Annotated in this window: 13 protein-coding genes; 10 read left to right on the top strand and 3 right to left on the bottom strand. The window is 70.0% G+C overall.

Annotated features, from left to right (window positions below; translation table 11 throughout):
* The first annotated feature begins 127 nt into the window (after positions 1-127).
* From cysD to J2Z30_RS20385, 10 genes are all read left to right on the top strand, one after another.
* Positions 128-1,066, top strand: coding sequence for a sulfate adenylyltransferase subunit CysD (gene cysD / locus J2Z30_RS20435; RefSeq protein ID WP_044569156.1), 939 nt, complete (start codon positions 128-130; stop codon positions 1,064-1,066).
* A gap of 2 nt (positions 1,067-1,068) precedes the next feature.
* Positions 1,069-2,436, top strand: a complete 1,368-nt coding sequence (locus tag J2Z30_RS20430) for a sulfate adenylyltransferase subunit 1 (RefSeq protein WP_044569157.1) — start codon at positions 1,069-1,071, stop codon at positions 2,434-2,436.
* Between the two features lie 204 nt (positions 2,437-2,640).
* Positions 2,641-3,798, top strand: a complete 1,158-nt coding sequence (locus tag J2Z30_RS20420; protein WP_308279983.1) for an ABC transporter substrate-binding protein — start codon at positions 2,641-2,643, stop codon at positions 3,796-3,798.
* A gap of 79 nt (positions 3,799-3,877) precedes the next feature.
* On the top strand, positions 3,878-4,702 hold the full coding sequence (locus J2Z30_RS20415; RefSeq protein WP_044569163.1) for an ABC transporter ATP-binding protein: 825 nt from the start codon (positions 3,878-3,880) through the stop codon (positions 4,700-4,702).
* Positions 4,689-5,675 carry an ABC transporter permease gene (locus J2Z30_RS20410; protein ID WP_245388210.1) on the top strand — a complete coding sequence of 329 codons (987 nt, stop codon included), beginning with the start codon at positions 4,689-4,691 and terminating at the stop codon, positions 5,673-5,675. The genes J2Z30_RS20415 and J2Z30_RS20410 overlap by 14 nt, the downstream gene beginning before the upstream one ends.
* A 70-nt stretch (positions 5,676-5,745) precedes the next feature.
* The gene (locus J2Z30_RS20405) at positions 5,746-6,498 is read left to right on the top strand and encodes a sirohydrochlorin chelatase (protein WP_044569164.1); all 753 of its coding nucleotides are present in this window, start codon (positions 5,746-5,748) and stop codon (positions 6,496-6,498) included.
* Between the two features lie 430 nt (positions 6,499-6,928).
* Positions 6,929-7,711 (top strand): IclR family transcriptional regulator, encoded by a 783-nt coding sequence (locus J2Z30_RS20400; RefSeq protein WP_209468757.1) that lies wholly within the window; start codon positions 6,929-6,931, stop codon positions 7,709-7,711.
* A 143-nt stretch (positions 7,712-7,854) separates the two neighbouring features.
* Positions 7,855-8,412, top strand: a complete 558-nt coding sequence (locus J2Z30_RS20395; protein ID WP_044569166.1) for a 2,4'-dihydroxyacetophenone dioxygenase family protein — start codon at positions 7,855-7,857, stop codon at positions 8,410-8,412.
* A gap of 48 nt (positions 8,413-8,460) precedes the next feature.
* Complete coding sequence (locus tag J2Z30_RS20390; RefSeq protein ID WP_308279982.1) at positions 8,461-9,501, top strand: zinc-dependent alcohol dehydrogenase; 1,041 nt, start codon at positions 8,461-8,463, stop codon at positions 9,499-9,501.
* Positions 9,502-9,551: 50 nt separating this feature from the next.
* Positions 9,552-10,346 carry an SDR family oxidoreductase gene (locus tag J2Z30_RS20385; protein ID WP_044569168.1) on the top strand — a complete coding sequence of 265 codons (795 nt, stop codon included), beginning with the start codon at positions 9,552-9,554 and terminating at the stop codon, positions 10,344-10,346.
* Here the strand turns inward: J2Z30_RS20385 and J2Z30_RS49720 are convergent.
* The 3 genes from J2Z30_RS49720 to J2Z30_RS20370 form a co-directional block, all read right to left on the bottom strand.
* Complete coding sequence (locus J2Z30_RS49720; RefSeq protein ID WP_245388209.1) at positions 10,343-10,489, bottom strand: hypothetical protein; 147 nt, start codon at positions 10,487-10,489, stop codon at positions 10,343-10,345. The genes J2Z30_RS20385 and J2Z30_RS49720 overlap by 4 nt on opposite strands.
* Positions 10,490-11,086: 597 nt before the next feature.
* Positions 11,087-11,410, bottom strand: coding sequence for a cupin domain-containing protein (locus J2Z30_RS20375; RefSeq protein ID WP_044569169.1), 324 nt, complete (start codon positions 11,408-11,410; stop codon positions 11,087-11,089).
* 115 nt (positions 11,411-11,525) lie between these two features.
* Positions 11,526-12,746, bottom strand: coding sequence for a S8 family peptidase (locus J2Z30_RS20370; RefSeq protein WP_044569171.1), 1,221 nt, complete (start codon positions 12,744-12,746; stop codon positions 11,526-11,528).
* Between the last annotated feature and the right edge of the window lie 43 nt (positions 12,747-12,789).

Raw genomic sequence — 12,789 nt, 5'->3', positions numbered from 1 at the left:
GCCACCCACGCGCGGCCACCGCGTCACGGGCCGTGACGCTCCCCGCACCGGGGCGCCGCACCCAGGGCGATTCCGCCGATATGACGGGAAGCTACTACCGCAGCCGAGCGAACGAAAGGGGCGCGGCATGACGACCGTGACGGCGATCAACGCGGGCGAGGGCGCGGGCCTGTACGCGCTCGCGCACCTGGACGCGTTGGAGTCCGAGGCGGTGCACATCTTCCGCGAGGTGGCGGGCGAGTTCGAGCGGCCGGTGATCCTTTTCTCCGGCGGCAAGGACTCCATCGTCATGCTGCATCTCGCGCTCAAGGCGTTCGCCCCGGCGACGGTCCCGTTCTCGCTGCTCCACGTGGACACCGGGCACAACTTCCCCGAGGTCATCGCCTATCGGGACGCCGCCGTCGCCCGGCACGGGCTGCGGCTGCACGTGGCCTCGGTCCAGGAGTTCATCGACGACGGCCGGCTGCGCGAGCGCCCGGACGGCACCCGCAATCCGCTCCAGACCGTGCCGCTGCTCGACGCCATCGAGAAGAACCGCTTCGACGCGGTCTTCGGCGGTGGCCGCCGGGACGAGGAGAAGGCCCGCGCCAAGGAGCGGGTGTTCTCCCTCCGGGACGAGTTCGGCGGCTGGGACCCGCGGCGGCAGCGCCCCGAGCTGTGGCAGCTCTACAACGGCCGCCACTCCCCCGGTGAGCACGTCCGGGTCTTCCCGCTGTCCAACTGGACCGAGCTGGACGTGTGGCAGTACATCGCCCGGGAGAAGATCGACCTGCCGCAGATCTACTACGCGCATGAGCGCGAGGTCTTCCGGCGCGGTGGCATGTGGCTGGCGCCCGGTGAGTGGGGCGGCGCGAAGGACGGCGAGACCGTGGAGCGGCGCATGGTGCGCTACCGCACCGTGGGCGACATGTCCTGCACCGGCGCCGTCGAGTCGGACTCGGTGAGCATCGAGCAGGTCATCGATGAGATAGCCGCCTCCCGGCTGACCGAGCGGGGGGCGACCCGCGCCGACGACAAGCTGTCGGAGGCCGCGATGGAGGACCGCAAGCGCGAGGGGTACTTCTAACCATGACGAGCAATCTGACCTCCGAGGAGCAGGCCGCGGCGGCCGCCGTGGAGCGGTCCGCGGCCACCTCGCAGCTGCGGTTCGCCACCGCGGGCTCGGTGGACGACGGTAAGTCCACGCTGGTCGGGCGGCTGCTGCACGACTCCAAGTCGGTGCTGGCCGATCAGCTGGAGGCCGTGGAGCACGCCTCGCGCAGCCGTGGCCAGGAGGCGCCGGACCTGGCGCTGCTGACGGACGGGCTGCGGGCGGAGCGGGAGCAGGGCATCACCATCGATGTCGCCTACCGCTACTTCGCCACGCCGAAGCGGCGGTTCATCCTCGCCGACACCCCCGGCCATGTGCAGTACACCCGCAACATGGTTACCGGCGCCTCCACCGCCGAGCTCGCGGTCGTCCTGGTGGACGCGCGCAACGGCGTGGTGGAGCAGACCCGGCGGCATGCCGCGGTCGCCGCCCTGCTGCGGGTCCCGCATGTGGTCCTCGCCGTCAACAAGATGGACCTGGTGGACTACGCGGAGCCGGTCTTCGCGGCCATCGCCGAGGAGTTCACGACCTACGCGGCCTCGCTGGGCGTCCCCGAGATCACCGCCATCCCGATCTCGGCGCTGGCCGGGGACAACGTGGTGACCGCGTCGGCGAACATGGACTGGTACGGCGGCCCGACCGTGCTGGAGCACCTGGAGACCGTGCCGGTGGGCACCGACCCGTCCCAGGATCCGGCGCGCTTCCCGGTGCAGTACGTGATCCGTCCGCAGACCGCCGAGCACCCCGACTACCGCGGCTACGCGGGCCAGATCGCCTCCGGTGTGCTGCGCGTCGGCGAGGCCGTCACCGTGCTGCCGTCCGGCCGGACCAGCACCATCACCGGGATCGACGCGCTGGGCGCGATGGTGGACGTGGCGTGGGCCCCGCAGTCGGTGACCCTCACCCTCGCCGACGACCTGGACATCTCGCGCGGGGATCTGCTCGCGCCGAGCGACCACGCGCCCGAGACCACCAGGGACGTCGAGGCCACCGTCTGCCATCTGCACGACCGTCCGCTGCGCGTGGGCGACCGGGTGCTGCTCAAGCACACCACCCGCACGGTGAAGGCGATCATCAAGGACATCCCGTCGCGGCTGACGCTGGCCGATCTCTCGCACCACCCGGCGCCGGGTGAGCTGGCCGCCAATGACATCGGCCGGGTCGTGCTGCGTACGTCCGAGCCGCTGGCGCTGGACGCGTACGACGCTTCGCGCCGCACCGGCTCCTTCCTGCTGCTCGACCCGGCCGACGGCACCACGCTCACCGCCGGAATGGCGGGCGACTCCTTCGCGGCACCGGCCAAGGGCGCCGAGGCCGCGGCGGACGACGAGGGATGGGACTTCTGACGATGGCCGGTGAGGTGTTCTCGACATTCGCCAAGGAGGGCGGCCGCGTGGGCAGCGGGGCGCTCGGCAGCGGGCAGGGCGGGGTCGGACGATGTGCGGGCTGATGCCGCAGTCCGCACCTGTCCACCAGTACCGCCGCCGAAAGCCGTCTGAACTGCCGGGCGTCCTCTGACGCCGCCCCGGCCCGTCGAGAGGAACACCCCCGTGTCGTCTGCCGTCCGCCTCATAGCTCCGCGACCAGCCGAGCGCCCCCGCCGCCGCACCCGGATCCTGGCGGCGGCGGCCGTCCTCCCGCTGCTGATGGGCGCGCTGGGCGCCTGCGGTTACGGCTCGGAGAAGAAGAACGACGACACGGGATCCTCAGCGGTCCCCGCGGCAGGCGGTGAGAAGGTCGACGGTCTGGACAAGGTGAAGGTCGGCTACTTCGCCAACCTCACCCATGCCACCGCCCTGGTGGGGCTGCGCAAGGGCGGCCCGATCCAGCAGGAGCTCAAGGGCACGAAGGTCTCGCCGTACGTCTTCAACGCCGGGCCGTCGGAGATCGAGGCGCTCAACGCGGGCTCCATCGACATGGGCTGGATCGGCCCGTCGCCGTCCATCAACGGCTATGTGAAGTCCCACGGCTCCAACCTCAAGATCATCTCCGGTTCGGTCTCGGGCGGTGTCAAGCTCGTGGTCAACCCGAAGAAGATCAAGAGCCTGAACGACGTCAAGGGCAAGAAGATCGCCACCCCGCAGCTGGGCAACACCCAGGACGTGGCGTTCCTCAACTGGGTCAAGAGCAAGGGCTGGAAGGTCGACGCCCAGAGCGGCAAGGGCGATGTGTCGGTGGTCCGCAGCGACAACAAGGTGACGCCCGACGCGTACAAGTCCGGTGCCATCGACGGGGCGTGGGTGCCCGAGCCGACCGCGTCCAAGCTGGTCGCCGACGGTGGCAAGGTGCTGCTGGACGAGTCCTCGCTGTGGCCGGACAAGAAGTTCGTGATCACCAACCTGATCGTGAAGCAGTCGTTTCTCGAGGAGCATCCGAAGGTCGTCGAGGCCGTGCTGCGCGGCTCGGTGAAGACCAACGCCTTCATCAAGGCCAACCCCGAGCAGGCGAAGAACGCGGCCAACGCGGCGCTCAAGGAGGAGACCGGCAAGCCGCTGCCCGCCGAGGTGATCGACCCGGCGTGGAAGTCCATCCAGGCCACCGACGACCCCCTGGCCTCGACGCTGAACACCGAGGCCGACCACGCGGTCCAGGCGGGGCTTCTGGAGAAGCCCGATCTCAAGGGGATCTACGACCTGGCCCCGCTGAACAAGGTCCTGAAGGCCGAGGGCAAGCCGCCGGTCTCCGCCGCGGGTCTCGGCAGCCAGTAGCCGCCCGTCCGTCCCCGTACGCACCGTACGCATGTACACGCATGTACACGCATGTACGCATCCATCAGGAGGTGACCGGATGTCCCCGGCACTGACCACCGAGAAGGACGACCGGGCGAGCGCCGCGGCGGCGGGCTCACCCGGCCCCGCCGGCTCCACCGGTTCGGTATCGATCGCCCATGTCCACAAGTCCTTCGGCCGTCCCGGGGCGGCCCAGGCCGTGCTCGAGGACATCAACCTCCAGGTGCGGCCCGGCGAGTTCGTCTGCATCCTGGGGGCCTCCGGCTGCGGTAAGTCCACGTTGCTCAATCTGGTCGCCGACCTGGACGAGGTGTCCTCGGGGGCCATCGAGGTCCCCGGCGGCCGGCCGGCCCTGATGTTCCAGGAGCACGCCCTGTTCCCGTGGCTGACCGCGGGGAAGAACATCGAGCTGGCGCTGCGGCTGCGCGGTGTGCCGCGCGCCGACCGCAGGCCGCGGGCCGAGCGGCTGCTGGAGCTGGTGCGGCTCAGCGGCGCCTACGGCAAGCGGGTGCACGAGCTCTCCGGCGGGATGCGGCAGCGCGTGGCGCTGGCCCGCGCGCTGGCACAGGACTCCAGCGTGCTGCTGATGGACGAGCCGTTCGCCGCGCTCGACGCCATCACCCGCGATGTGCTGCACGAGGAGCTGACCCGGATCTGGAGCGAGACCGGCGTCTCGGTGCTGTTCGTGACCCACAACGTCCGGGAGGCCGTCCGGCTGGCCGAACGCGTGGTGCTGCTGTCCTCCCGGCCGGGGCGGATCGTCCGCGAGTGGACGGTGGACATTCCGCAGCCGCGCCGCATCGAGGACGCGGCCGTCGCCGACCTGTCCGTTGAGATCACCGAAGAACTGCGTGGGGAGATCCGCCGCCATGGCCAGCAGTAAGACCACCCGCGGCACCGCGGTCGAGGAAGCCGACGGCGGGAACGGCGGGAAGCAGCCCATCGAGAAGTCCATAGAAAAGTCCGTGGAGAAGTCCACTGGCAAGGCGGGCCCGGGGCAGGACCTGGCGGGCCTGGAGGCCGGTCTGGACGCCCTGGACACGGTGCAGACCAAGCGGGTCTCGCCTGCCGAGGTGCTGGTCCAGAAGGTGCTGCCGCCCATCGTGGCCGTCGCCTTCGTCCTGGCGCTGTGGAAGGTGCTCGTCGTCGCGAAGGTCACCCCCGACTACAAGCTCCCCGACCCGGGGCTGGTCTGGGACTCGCTGCACCAGCTGTGGCTCCAGGGCGAGCTGCTCGACATCATCTGGACCAGCGTCTCGCGTGGTCTGTTCGGCTTCCTCATCGCGCTGGCGATCGCGACCCCGCTGGGTCTGGTCGTCGCCCGGGTGAAGTTCATCCGCGCCGGTCTCGGCCCGATCCTGTCCGGGCTGCAGTCGCTGCCGTCGGTCGCCTGGGTGCCGCCCGCGGTGATCTGGCTGGGCCTGAACGACCAGATGATGTACACCGTCATCCTGCTGGGCGCGGTCCCCTCCATCGCCAACGGACTGGTGGCCGGCATCGACCAGGTGCCCCCGCTGTTCCTCCGCGCCGGACGCACCCTCGGCGCCCGCGGTCTGGTCAGCGCCCGGCACATCCTGCTGCCCGCCGCGCTGCCCGGTTACGTCGCCGGGCTCAAGCAGGGCTGGGCCTTCTCCTGGCGCTCGCTGATGGCCGCCGAGATCATCGCCAAGTCCCCGGACCTGGGCCTGGGTCTTGGCCAGTACCTGGAGAACCAGCGCAACAACTCCGATATGGCGGGGGTGCTCCTCGGCATCCTCCTGATCCTCGTCGTCGGCATCGCCATCGAGCTGCTGATCTTCGCCCCGATCGAGCGCCGGGTGCTGCGCAGCCGCGGCCTGCTGGCGAGCGCCCGCTGAACGAAGACCGCTGAACGAAGACCATCGAACGGGAAAGCCACCGAACGGAAGGCCACGGAAAGCCATCACCATGTCTGCCCCGACCCTGCTGATCATCGCCCACGGCAGCCGCGACCCCCGCCACGCGGCGACCGTCGGCGCGCTGCGCGCACGGGTGCGGTCGCTGCGGCCAGGGCTGCGGGTGGAGGCGGCGTTCCTGGAGTTCAACGCGCCGCGCGTACCGCAGGTGCTGGCCCGGCTCGCCGCGGAGGACGCCACCGAGGTGATCGCCCTCCCGCTGCTGCTGACCCGCGCCTTCCACGCGAAGACCGACATCCCGGCGGTACTGCGCGAGGTCACGGCCCGCCACCCCCGCCTCTCCGTCCGCCAGGCCGACGTCCTGGGCCCGTCCCCGCTGCTGATGGACGCCCTGGAACGCCGTCTGCACGAGGCGGGGCTGCGCCCCGCCGACCGCGCCTCGACCGGGGTCGTCCTGGCCTCGGCGGGGTCCACCGACCCGGAGGCGATCGCGGTGATCGCTGAAATCGCGCGGGAGTGGCGGCACACCGGATGGTGCGCCGTGCGACCCGCGTTCGCCTCCGCCTCTCTTCCCCGCACCGAGGACGTCGTCCGCGCCCTGCGCGCGGACGGCGTCCCCCGGGTGGCGGTGGCCCCCTACGTCATCGCCCCCGGCCGCCTCCCCGACCGCATCGCCCACGGCGCCGAAGCCGCGGGCGCCGACCTCCTGGCCCCCGTCCTGGGCCCCGCCCCGGAACTGGCCCGCCTCCTGCTGACCCGCTACGACGAGGCCCGCCGGACGGGCCCGGTCCTGCTCAGCGCCTGACCGCTGCCGCCACCTCCGGACGGTCCACCTCGTCGGGCGGCCAATGGCCCAGCGCTGCCGGCCTCCTGGCCGGTCGGCGGGCTGCGCCCCGAGGCGAGGGCCGCGCGGGGTCCCGGAGAAGCCGACGAGGTCGAGATCCCTGGGATGGTTGTAGAAGGCCGGTGCCAGGGGAAAGCCTCGTGACAGCCTGGTCACCCGCCGGCTCGACACACACGCGGGAGGAGCACCGTGAGCGACAAGGAAGGCGCCGGGGGCGCGGGGAACGGCGGCGCCGTCGTGGCCGGCCACGATGAACCCGTCATTCGGGGAACCGTGGCGAGGTCGAGGGCGCGAGGACCTCGCGTACCGAACCCCCGGCGCTCATGACCTTCCGGTCGTTTCCGAGGCGGAGGTGGGGGCAATGACGCCGGATCAGGGCGGGGTACGCGTCGTGAGAAAGGCAGGTGCCCTGCTGGAGGCGCTTGCCGCCGGCCACGGGCCACAGACGGTGGTGCAACTGGCCGAGGCCACGGGCGAGCCCCGTACGACGATCTACCGACTGCTCTCGACACTGCAGAGAATGGGGTGGGTCGAGGAGACCACGAGGCGAGGCCACTACGCCCTCGGACTCAGGCTGGTCGAGCTCGGAAGGGCAGCCATCGAGCAGGGATTCGAACGGCGCATCGCCCTGCCGGTGCTGCGCGCTCTGCGCAACGAAACCGGACTCACGGTGTACCTGACCGTCCTGCGGGGACTGCGCGCGGTCTGCGTCGAGCGGATGGACGGTCGTGAGGTGCTGACTTTCGGCCTGCAGTTCGGCGGCTCGCTGCCGCTGCACGCCGGTGCCGGCCCCAATGTGCTGCTCGCTTTCAGCGGCCCCGCCGTCTATGAGCGGTGGCGAGAGCGGGTGATCGCGCGCGGCGAGGCCGAGGCCCTGACTCCCCGTACACCCCGCAGTCTGTCGACGATCGACGCTCTGGTCAGGAACGTGCGGCACAACGGATACGCGGTGAGTTCCGAGACCAACACCATCGGGATCGCCGCTGTCGGGGCGCCGGTGCTGGCCAGGGACGGGCATTGCCTTGCGGCCGTGTCGCTCAGCGGTACGCCTGAGGAGATCCTCGACCCGCGCCGGCAGTCCGGCCTGATCGAGAGCGTCCGGCGGGCAGCGCAGCGGGTCGCCGACCTCAGTGACTCGCGCCTGGCTCCCACCCCACCCGGGTCTGACCTGTAAGGCTCTGGATTCCCACGATGCGGACATATCAATGCCGCCTCGCGGGAACTTCGGGGCGTGGCCCGCCGCGCGGCCCGGCCCGGGTGTCTCATCGCTGTCGAGCCGCCGATCCAGGCTCACCGATGTCGATGAGGAGAGGATGCGTGAGTACCACGAGCATCGAAGACCGGCAGGGCGGAGTTGGTGACGGCGCAGCCGTCCCCTACCGTGGCCCGCAGCCCTACGGTGTCCCGGACGACCTGGTCATCCCGCGCGTCCTCGAATTGGACGACGCCGACGATCGCCTGTGGGTCCCCCAGGCCCCCGACGTCAGCTTCCGGCCGCTGCTGCTGTCGGTGAGTCAGGGCTACTTCGTCAACCTGCTGCGAGTGCGCCGCAGCGGCGTCCTGTCCCGCCACCAGCACGCGGGTCCCGTGCACGCCACCACCCTGCGCGGCCGCTGGCATTACCTGGAGCACGACTGGTGGGCCGAGGAAGGCGGCTACTCGTTCGAGCCGCCGGGCGACATCCACACGCTGGTCGTTCCGGACGGCGTGGCGGAGATGATCACGATGTTCCACGTCACGGGCGCCTACATCTACGTCGACCCGGACGGCAAGCCAACGGGCGTCGAGGACGTGTTCAGCAAGCTCGGTGCCGCGCGCGAGCACTACGAACAGGTCGGCCTCGGCGCGGACTTCGTCGAGCAGTTCATCCGCTGACGCGTCCGCTGCTTCGCGTTCTCGGGCAAACGCGCCCGCGCACGTCCGATGGACATCCGATGGAGGAGCGACGGCATCGTGCAAGCACTGGTCAAGCGATCCGGCACACCAGGTGATGTCGCGGTCATGGAGAGGGAAGTCCCTGACCCCCCGTCTGGGCATCTGCTCATCCGCACCGAGGCTTGCGGCCTCTGCGGGAGCGATGTCCACGCCTGGCGCGGTGACCGCGGCTACGAATGGGTCGCCCCTCCAGTGACATTCGGGCACGAAGCCGTCGGCCGTGTCATCGCCGTCGGCCCGGGGGCCGACCCCGCCTGGGTCGGAAAGCGGGTCGTCCCCATCGCCATAGACGGATGCGGTGAGTGCGTGACATGCCGACGCGGTCTGCGTCAGATCTGTCCCCGGCGCACCGTGCTCGGCCTGTCCTTCGACGGCGCGGCCGCGGAGTCCTTCCTCATATCGGAGGCACGGGTGGTCGAAGTCGACGTCGACCTCACCTCAAAGCTCCTGGCACTCACCGAACCCGTCTCCGTCGCCTACCGCGCCGTTCGCCATCTGGAGCAATCACCGGGCGGGCCTCTCGACGTCGTGGTCAGTGGGCCAGGGCCCATCGGCCTCGCCGCGGCCCTCCTGCTCTCCCAACGTGGCCACCACGTCGTACTGACCGGTGCCGAACGGGACCGCGACCTACGACTGGCGACCGCGGCGTCGCTGGGGCTCAAAGCCCTCGTGGCCACGGAGGCCGAGGAACTGACCCCCGATGGGTGGATCGAGGCATCTGGATCCGCCCATGGACTGGGCGCGGCCCTGCGACAGACGCTGCCGGGCGGCACCGTCGTCGTTCCCGGACTGTTCGGCGCGCCCGCCGACCCGGATGTCAATCTGCTCACCCGCCGAGAGATCTGCCTGAAAGGCAGCTACGGTTCGCAGGCCGAGGACTACCGGCACGCGATGAGTGTCCTCGCCGCCGATCCACAGCTGTGGTCGTCTCTGCTCGACGTGCGCCCGCTCGCAGACGGTGTCGCGGGGCTACAAGCTGCCGCTTCAGGTGAGACGTTCAAGGTCGTCCTCGTTCCTGGGGCGAACTGAGCGCACAGCAGACCCATGGCACACCCGCACAAGACCTTGGTGAGGCAATCATGGAGCAACAAGCCATCGGCCAACGACTGCGGCAGTGGTTCTCCCTCGAAGGGCAAACCGCTCTCGTCACGGGTGCGGCACGCGGGCTGGGCCACGCCATAGCCGTCGCGCTGGCGAAGGCGGGCGCTTCCGTCGCGGCGGTCGACATCGGTGACATGACACCGCTTGTGAAGGAGGTCGAAGACCTCGGCGTAACGTGTCGGGCCCGAACAGCCGATCTCACCGGGCTGTCTCCCGATGCCGCCGAGGGACTCATCGCCTGGGCAAATAAGGGTGACTCTCCGGCCACGATCCTGGTCAACAACGCCGGCGTCATCCGACGCGGCCCCGCGCTCGATGAGGCTGCTGACCAGTCCTGGCGCGATGTGCTTGACCTGAACCTTTCCACCCCCTACCTGCTGGCACGGGCTTTCGCCGGGAAGGCGATCACGGAGGGGAGGGCGGCGAGCATCATCAACATGGGCTCGGTCAACTCGTTCCAAGGTGGTCTTCACGTCTCGTCGTACGCCGCCGCCAAGCACGGCCTGCTCGGTCTTACCCGGGCGCTCGCCAACGAGTGGGCCCCTGACGGCATCAGGGTCAACGCCATCGCACCCGGCTACATGGAGACCGTCCTGACCACCGCACACCGGGAAGACGCGGATCGCGCCGCCCGCATGCTGAGCCGAATCCCCTTGGGCCGCTGGGGCGTACCGGAGGATCTGGCCGGCGCCGCGGTATTTCTGGCCTCCAACGCCTCGGCCTACGTCACGGGCTCGGTGATCGGTGTCGACGGGGGCTGGCTGGCCCGCTAGCCGCCATGCGCGGCGTTCCCGGAGCGGCTGAGCCACACCAGCCTCGCCGTCACGCCGTCCTCACCGCCGCCTCGCGTGATCCATCGAAGCGCCCGCTCCGGCGAGTTGAGGACCATCTGGCCGGTGCCGTCGGCGGTGGTCACGTGGACGGGCCCCTCGGCGAAGGCCATTCCCCACGCCGCGACGCACCCGTCTTTCTACCCGGGCCGCACCTCGCACTCCTGGACGACGGCGAAGATTCTGGGCGCGACGGCGAGGACGAGGTCGCAGAGTTCCTTGGACCTGCGTCGTGGCGCACGGCAGACTACCGGACAGCCCGGAGGAGAAGAAACGGAACAGTCGGAGCGCCCGAACGTCACCGTCAGGGTGATCCCTTTTGATGTGGACGGCTTCGGCGGAGCCGGAAACTCCATGCTCTACGTCGGCGGGCCCGTTCCCAAGCTTGATACCGCGCAGATCGAGCCATGCACGGCTCGTTCTGGATGGACGCGGAGTCGGAGCTCACGAGATACCGCGCGCTACTGGACAAGGCCGAGGCTTCTTCCCTCGCGGTAGGGGCGTCTCGGGATTTCATTCACCGCATCGCGCAAGAAATACGAGAGAGATAACCATGTCGATGGACCACCTCGGGCGGTAGCCACGAGCGGCGGCGGCTCCACCGCCATGGCTGAAGGTCTCGGGGGCGTCCATACCAGGTGGCACACCGGGTCAAGAAGCACCGGGAGTCACAGCCAGCCGGTCTAGCCCTCCGGGTAGAAGACGAAGAGCGTGCAGCCCGTGGTGGTCTGGGGGATGTGGGAGGAGCCGGCGGGGGCGTGGATGAAGGTGCCCGCGGGGTAGTCGCGGGCGCCGTCGTTGAAGGTGCCGGAGACCACGAAGACTTCCTCGGGGCCCGGTTCGTGGACGTCCAGGCCCTCCCATGAGGTGCCGGGGTCCATCTCCAGGACGTGCGCCTTCGCGCCGTTGTCACCGGTCCACAGGGAGCGCAGGCGGATGCCCGGGAAGAGCTCCTTCACCGGGGCGTTCTCGACCGCTGCGGCCACATATCCATCCGTGAGGTTCATGCCGTTCAGCGTGGCATGGGGGGCGTGAGCGCCCAAGGGCACAGCCGGTTGGTCTCGCCACCCGGCTGCGCCCCTGGGACCGATCACTTCACCCGTCGGATCACCCGTTGGAGCCTTACTCGACGACCTTCAGCAGCTTGTTCGGCGTGCCGTCGCCCGGGTTGGAGATCTTGTCGGCGGTGGCGCCGTCCGTGAGGGCCTTCGACACGTCGGCCGGCTTGGCGTCCTGGTGGCCGCCGAGGTAGACGGCGGCGGCGCCCACGACGTGCGGGGTGGCCATCGAGGTGCCGGAGATGGTGTTGGTGGCGTCGTCGCCGGTGTTCCAGTCGGAGGTGATGTCCGAGCCGGGGGCGTAGATGTCCACCACGTCGCCGTAGTTGGAGAAGTCGGACTGCTCGTCCTTGTCGGTGCTGGAGGCGACCGTGATCGCGTCCTTCACCCGGGCGGGGGAGCTCTGGCTGGCGTCGGCGGACTCGTTGCCCGCCGCCACGCCGAAGGTGACACCGGAGTCGATGGCCTTCTGCACAGCCGCGTCGAGGGCCTCGTCGGGGGTGCCGCCCAGGCTCATGTTGGCGACGGACGGACCCTCGTGGTTCTCGGTGACCCAGTCGATGCCCGCGACGACCTGCTCGGTGGTGCCGGAACCCTGGTCGTCGAGCACACGCACCGCGACGATCTTGGCCTTCTTGGCGACACCGTGCTCGGCACCGGCGATGGTGCCGGCCACGTGGGTGCCGTGGCCGTTGCCGTCGTCGGCGCTGTCGTCGTTGTCGACCGCGTCGAAGCCGGACGTGGCGCGGCCCTCGAAGTCCTTGTGGCTGGTGCGGACACCGGTGTCGATGACGTACGCGGTGGCGCCCTCACCCGCGTTGTCGGGGTAGGTGTACTTCTTGTCGCCCTCGGTGTCTTCCTGGTCGATCCGGTCCAGGCCCCACGACGGCGGGTCCTCCTGGGTGCCCTTGATGGTGTAGCGGTGGTTCTGGACCACCTTGGCGACCGACGGGTCGGCGGCCAGCCGCTTGGCCTCGGTGCCGGAGAGCCCGTTGGCCGAGAAGCCGTTGATGGCGGAGTCGTAGCTGCGGCGCAGCTCGCCACCGTAACGCTCGGCGAGGTCCTTGCCCTCCGAGGCGGCCTTGATGCTCTTGCCGCCCTTGAGCATGACGATGTAGCTGCCGTCGACGGCGTTCTTCGTCTGGGTGCCGTAGACGGTGCCCTCGGCGGGCTGGGCGGTGGTGGCGCCGGCCGGAACGGCCACGAAGACACCGGCGGTGACGGCGGTCGCGGCGGCTATGGCCAGACCGAGTCGACGCGCGTTGCGTTGCTTGTGAACTGCCATGACGAGGGTTCCTCCTCGTGCGGTTGTGGGGGGAATCCGCACC

The organism is Streptomyces iranensis, from assembly GCF_017874715.1.
Taxonomy (GTDB): Bacteria; Actinomycetota; Actinomycetes; order Streptomycetales; family Streptomycetaceae; genus Streptomyces; species Streptomyces iranensis.
Note: the sequence above shows the minus strand (reverse complement) of the source record. Positions and strands in the feature narration are given on the sequence as shown.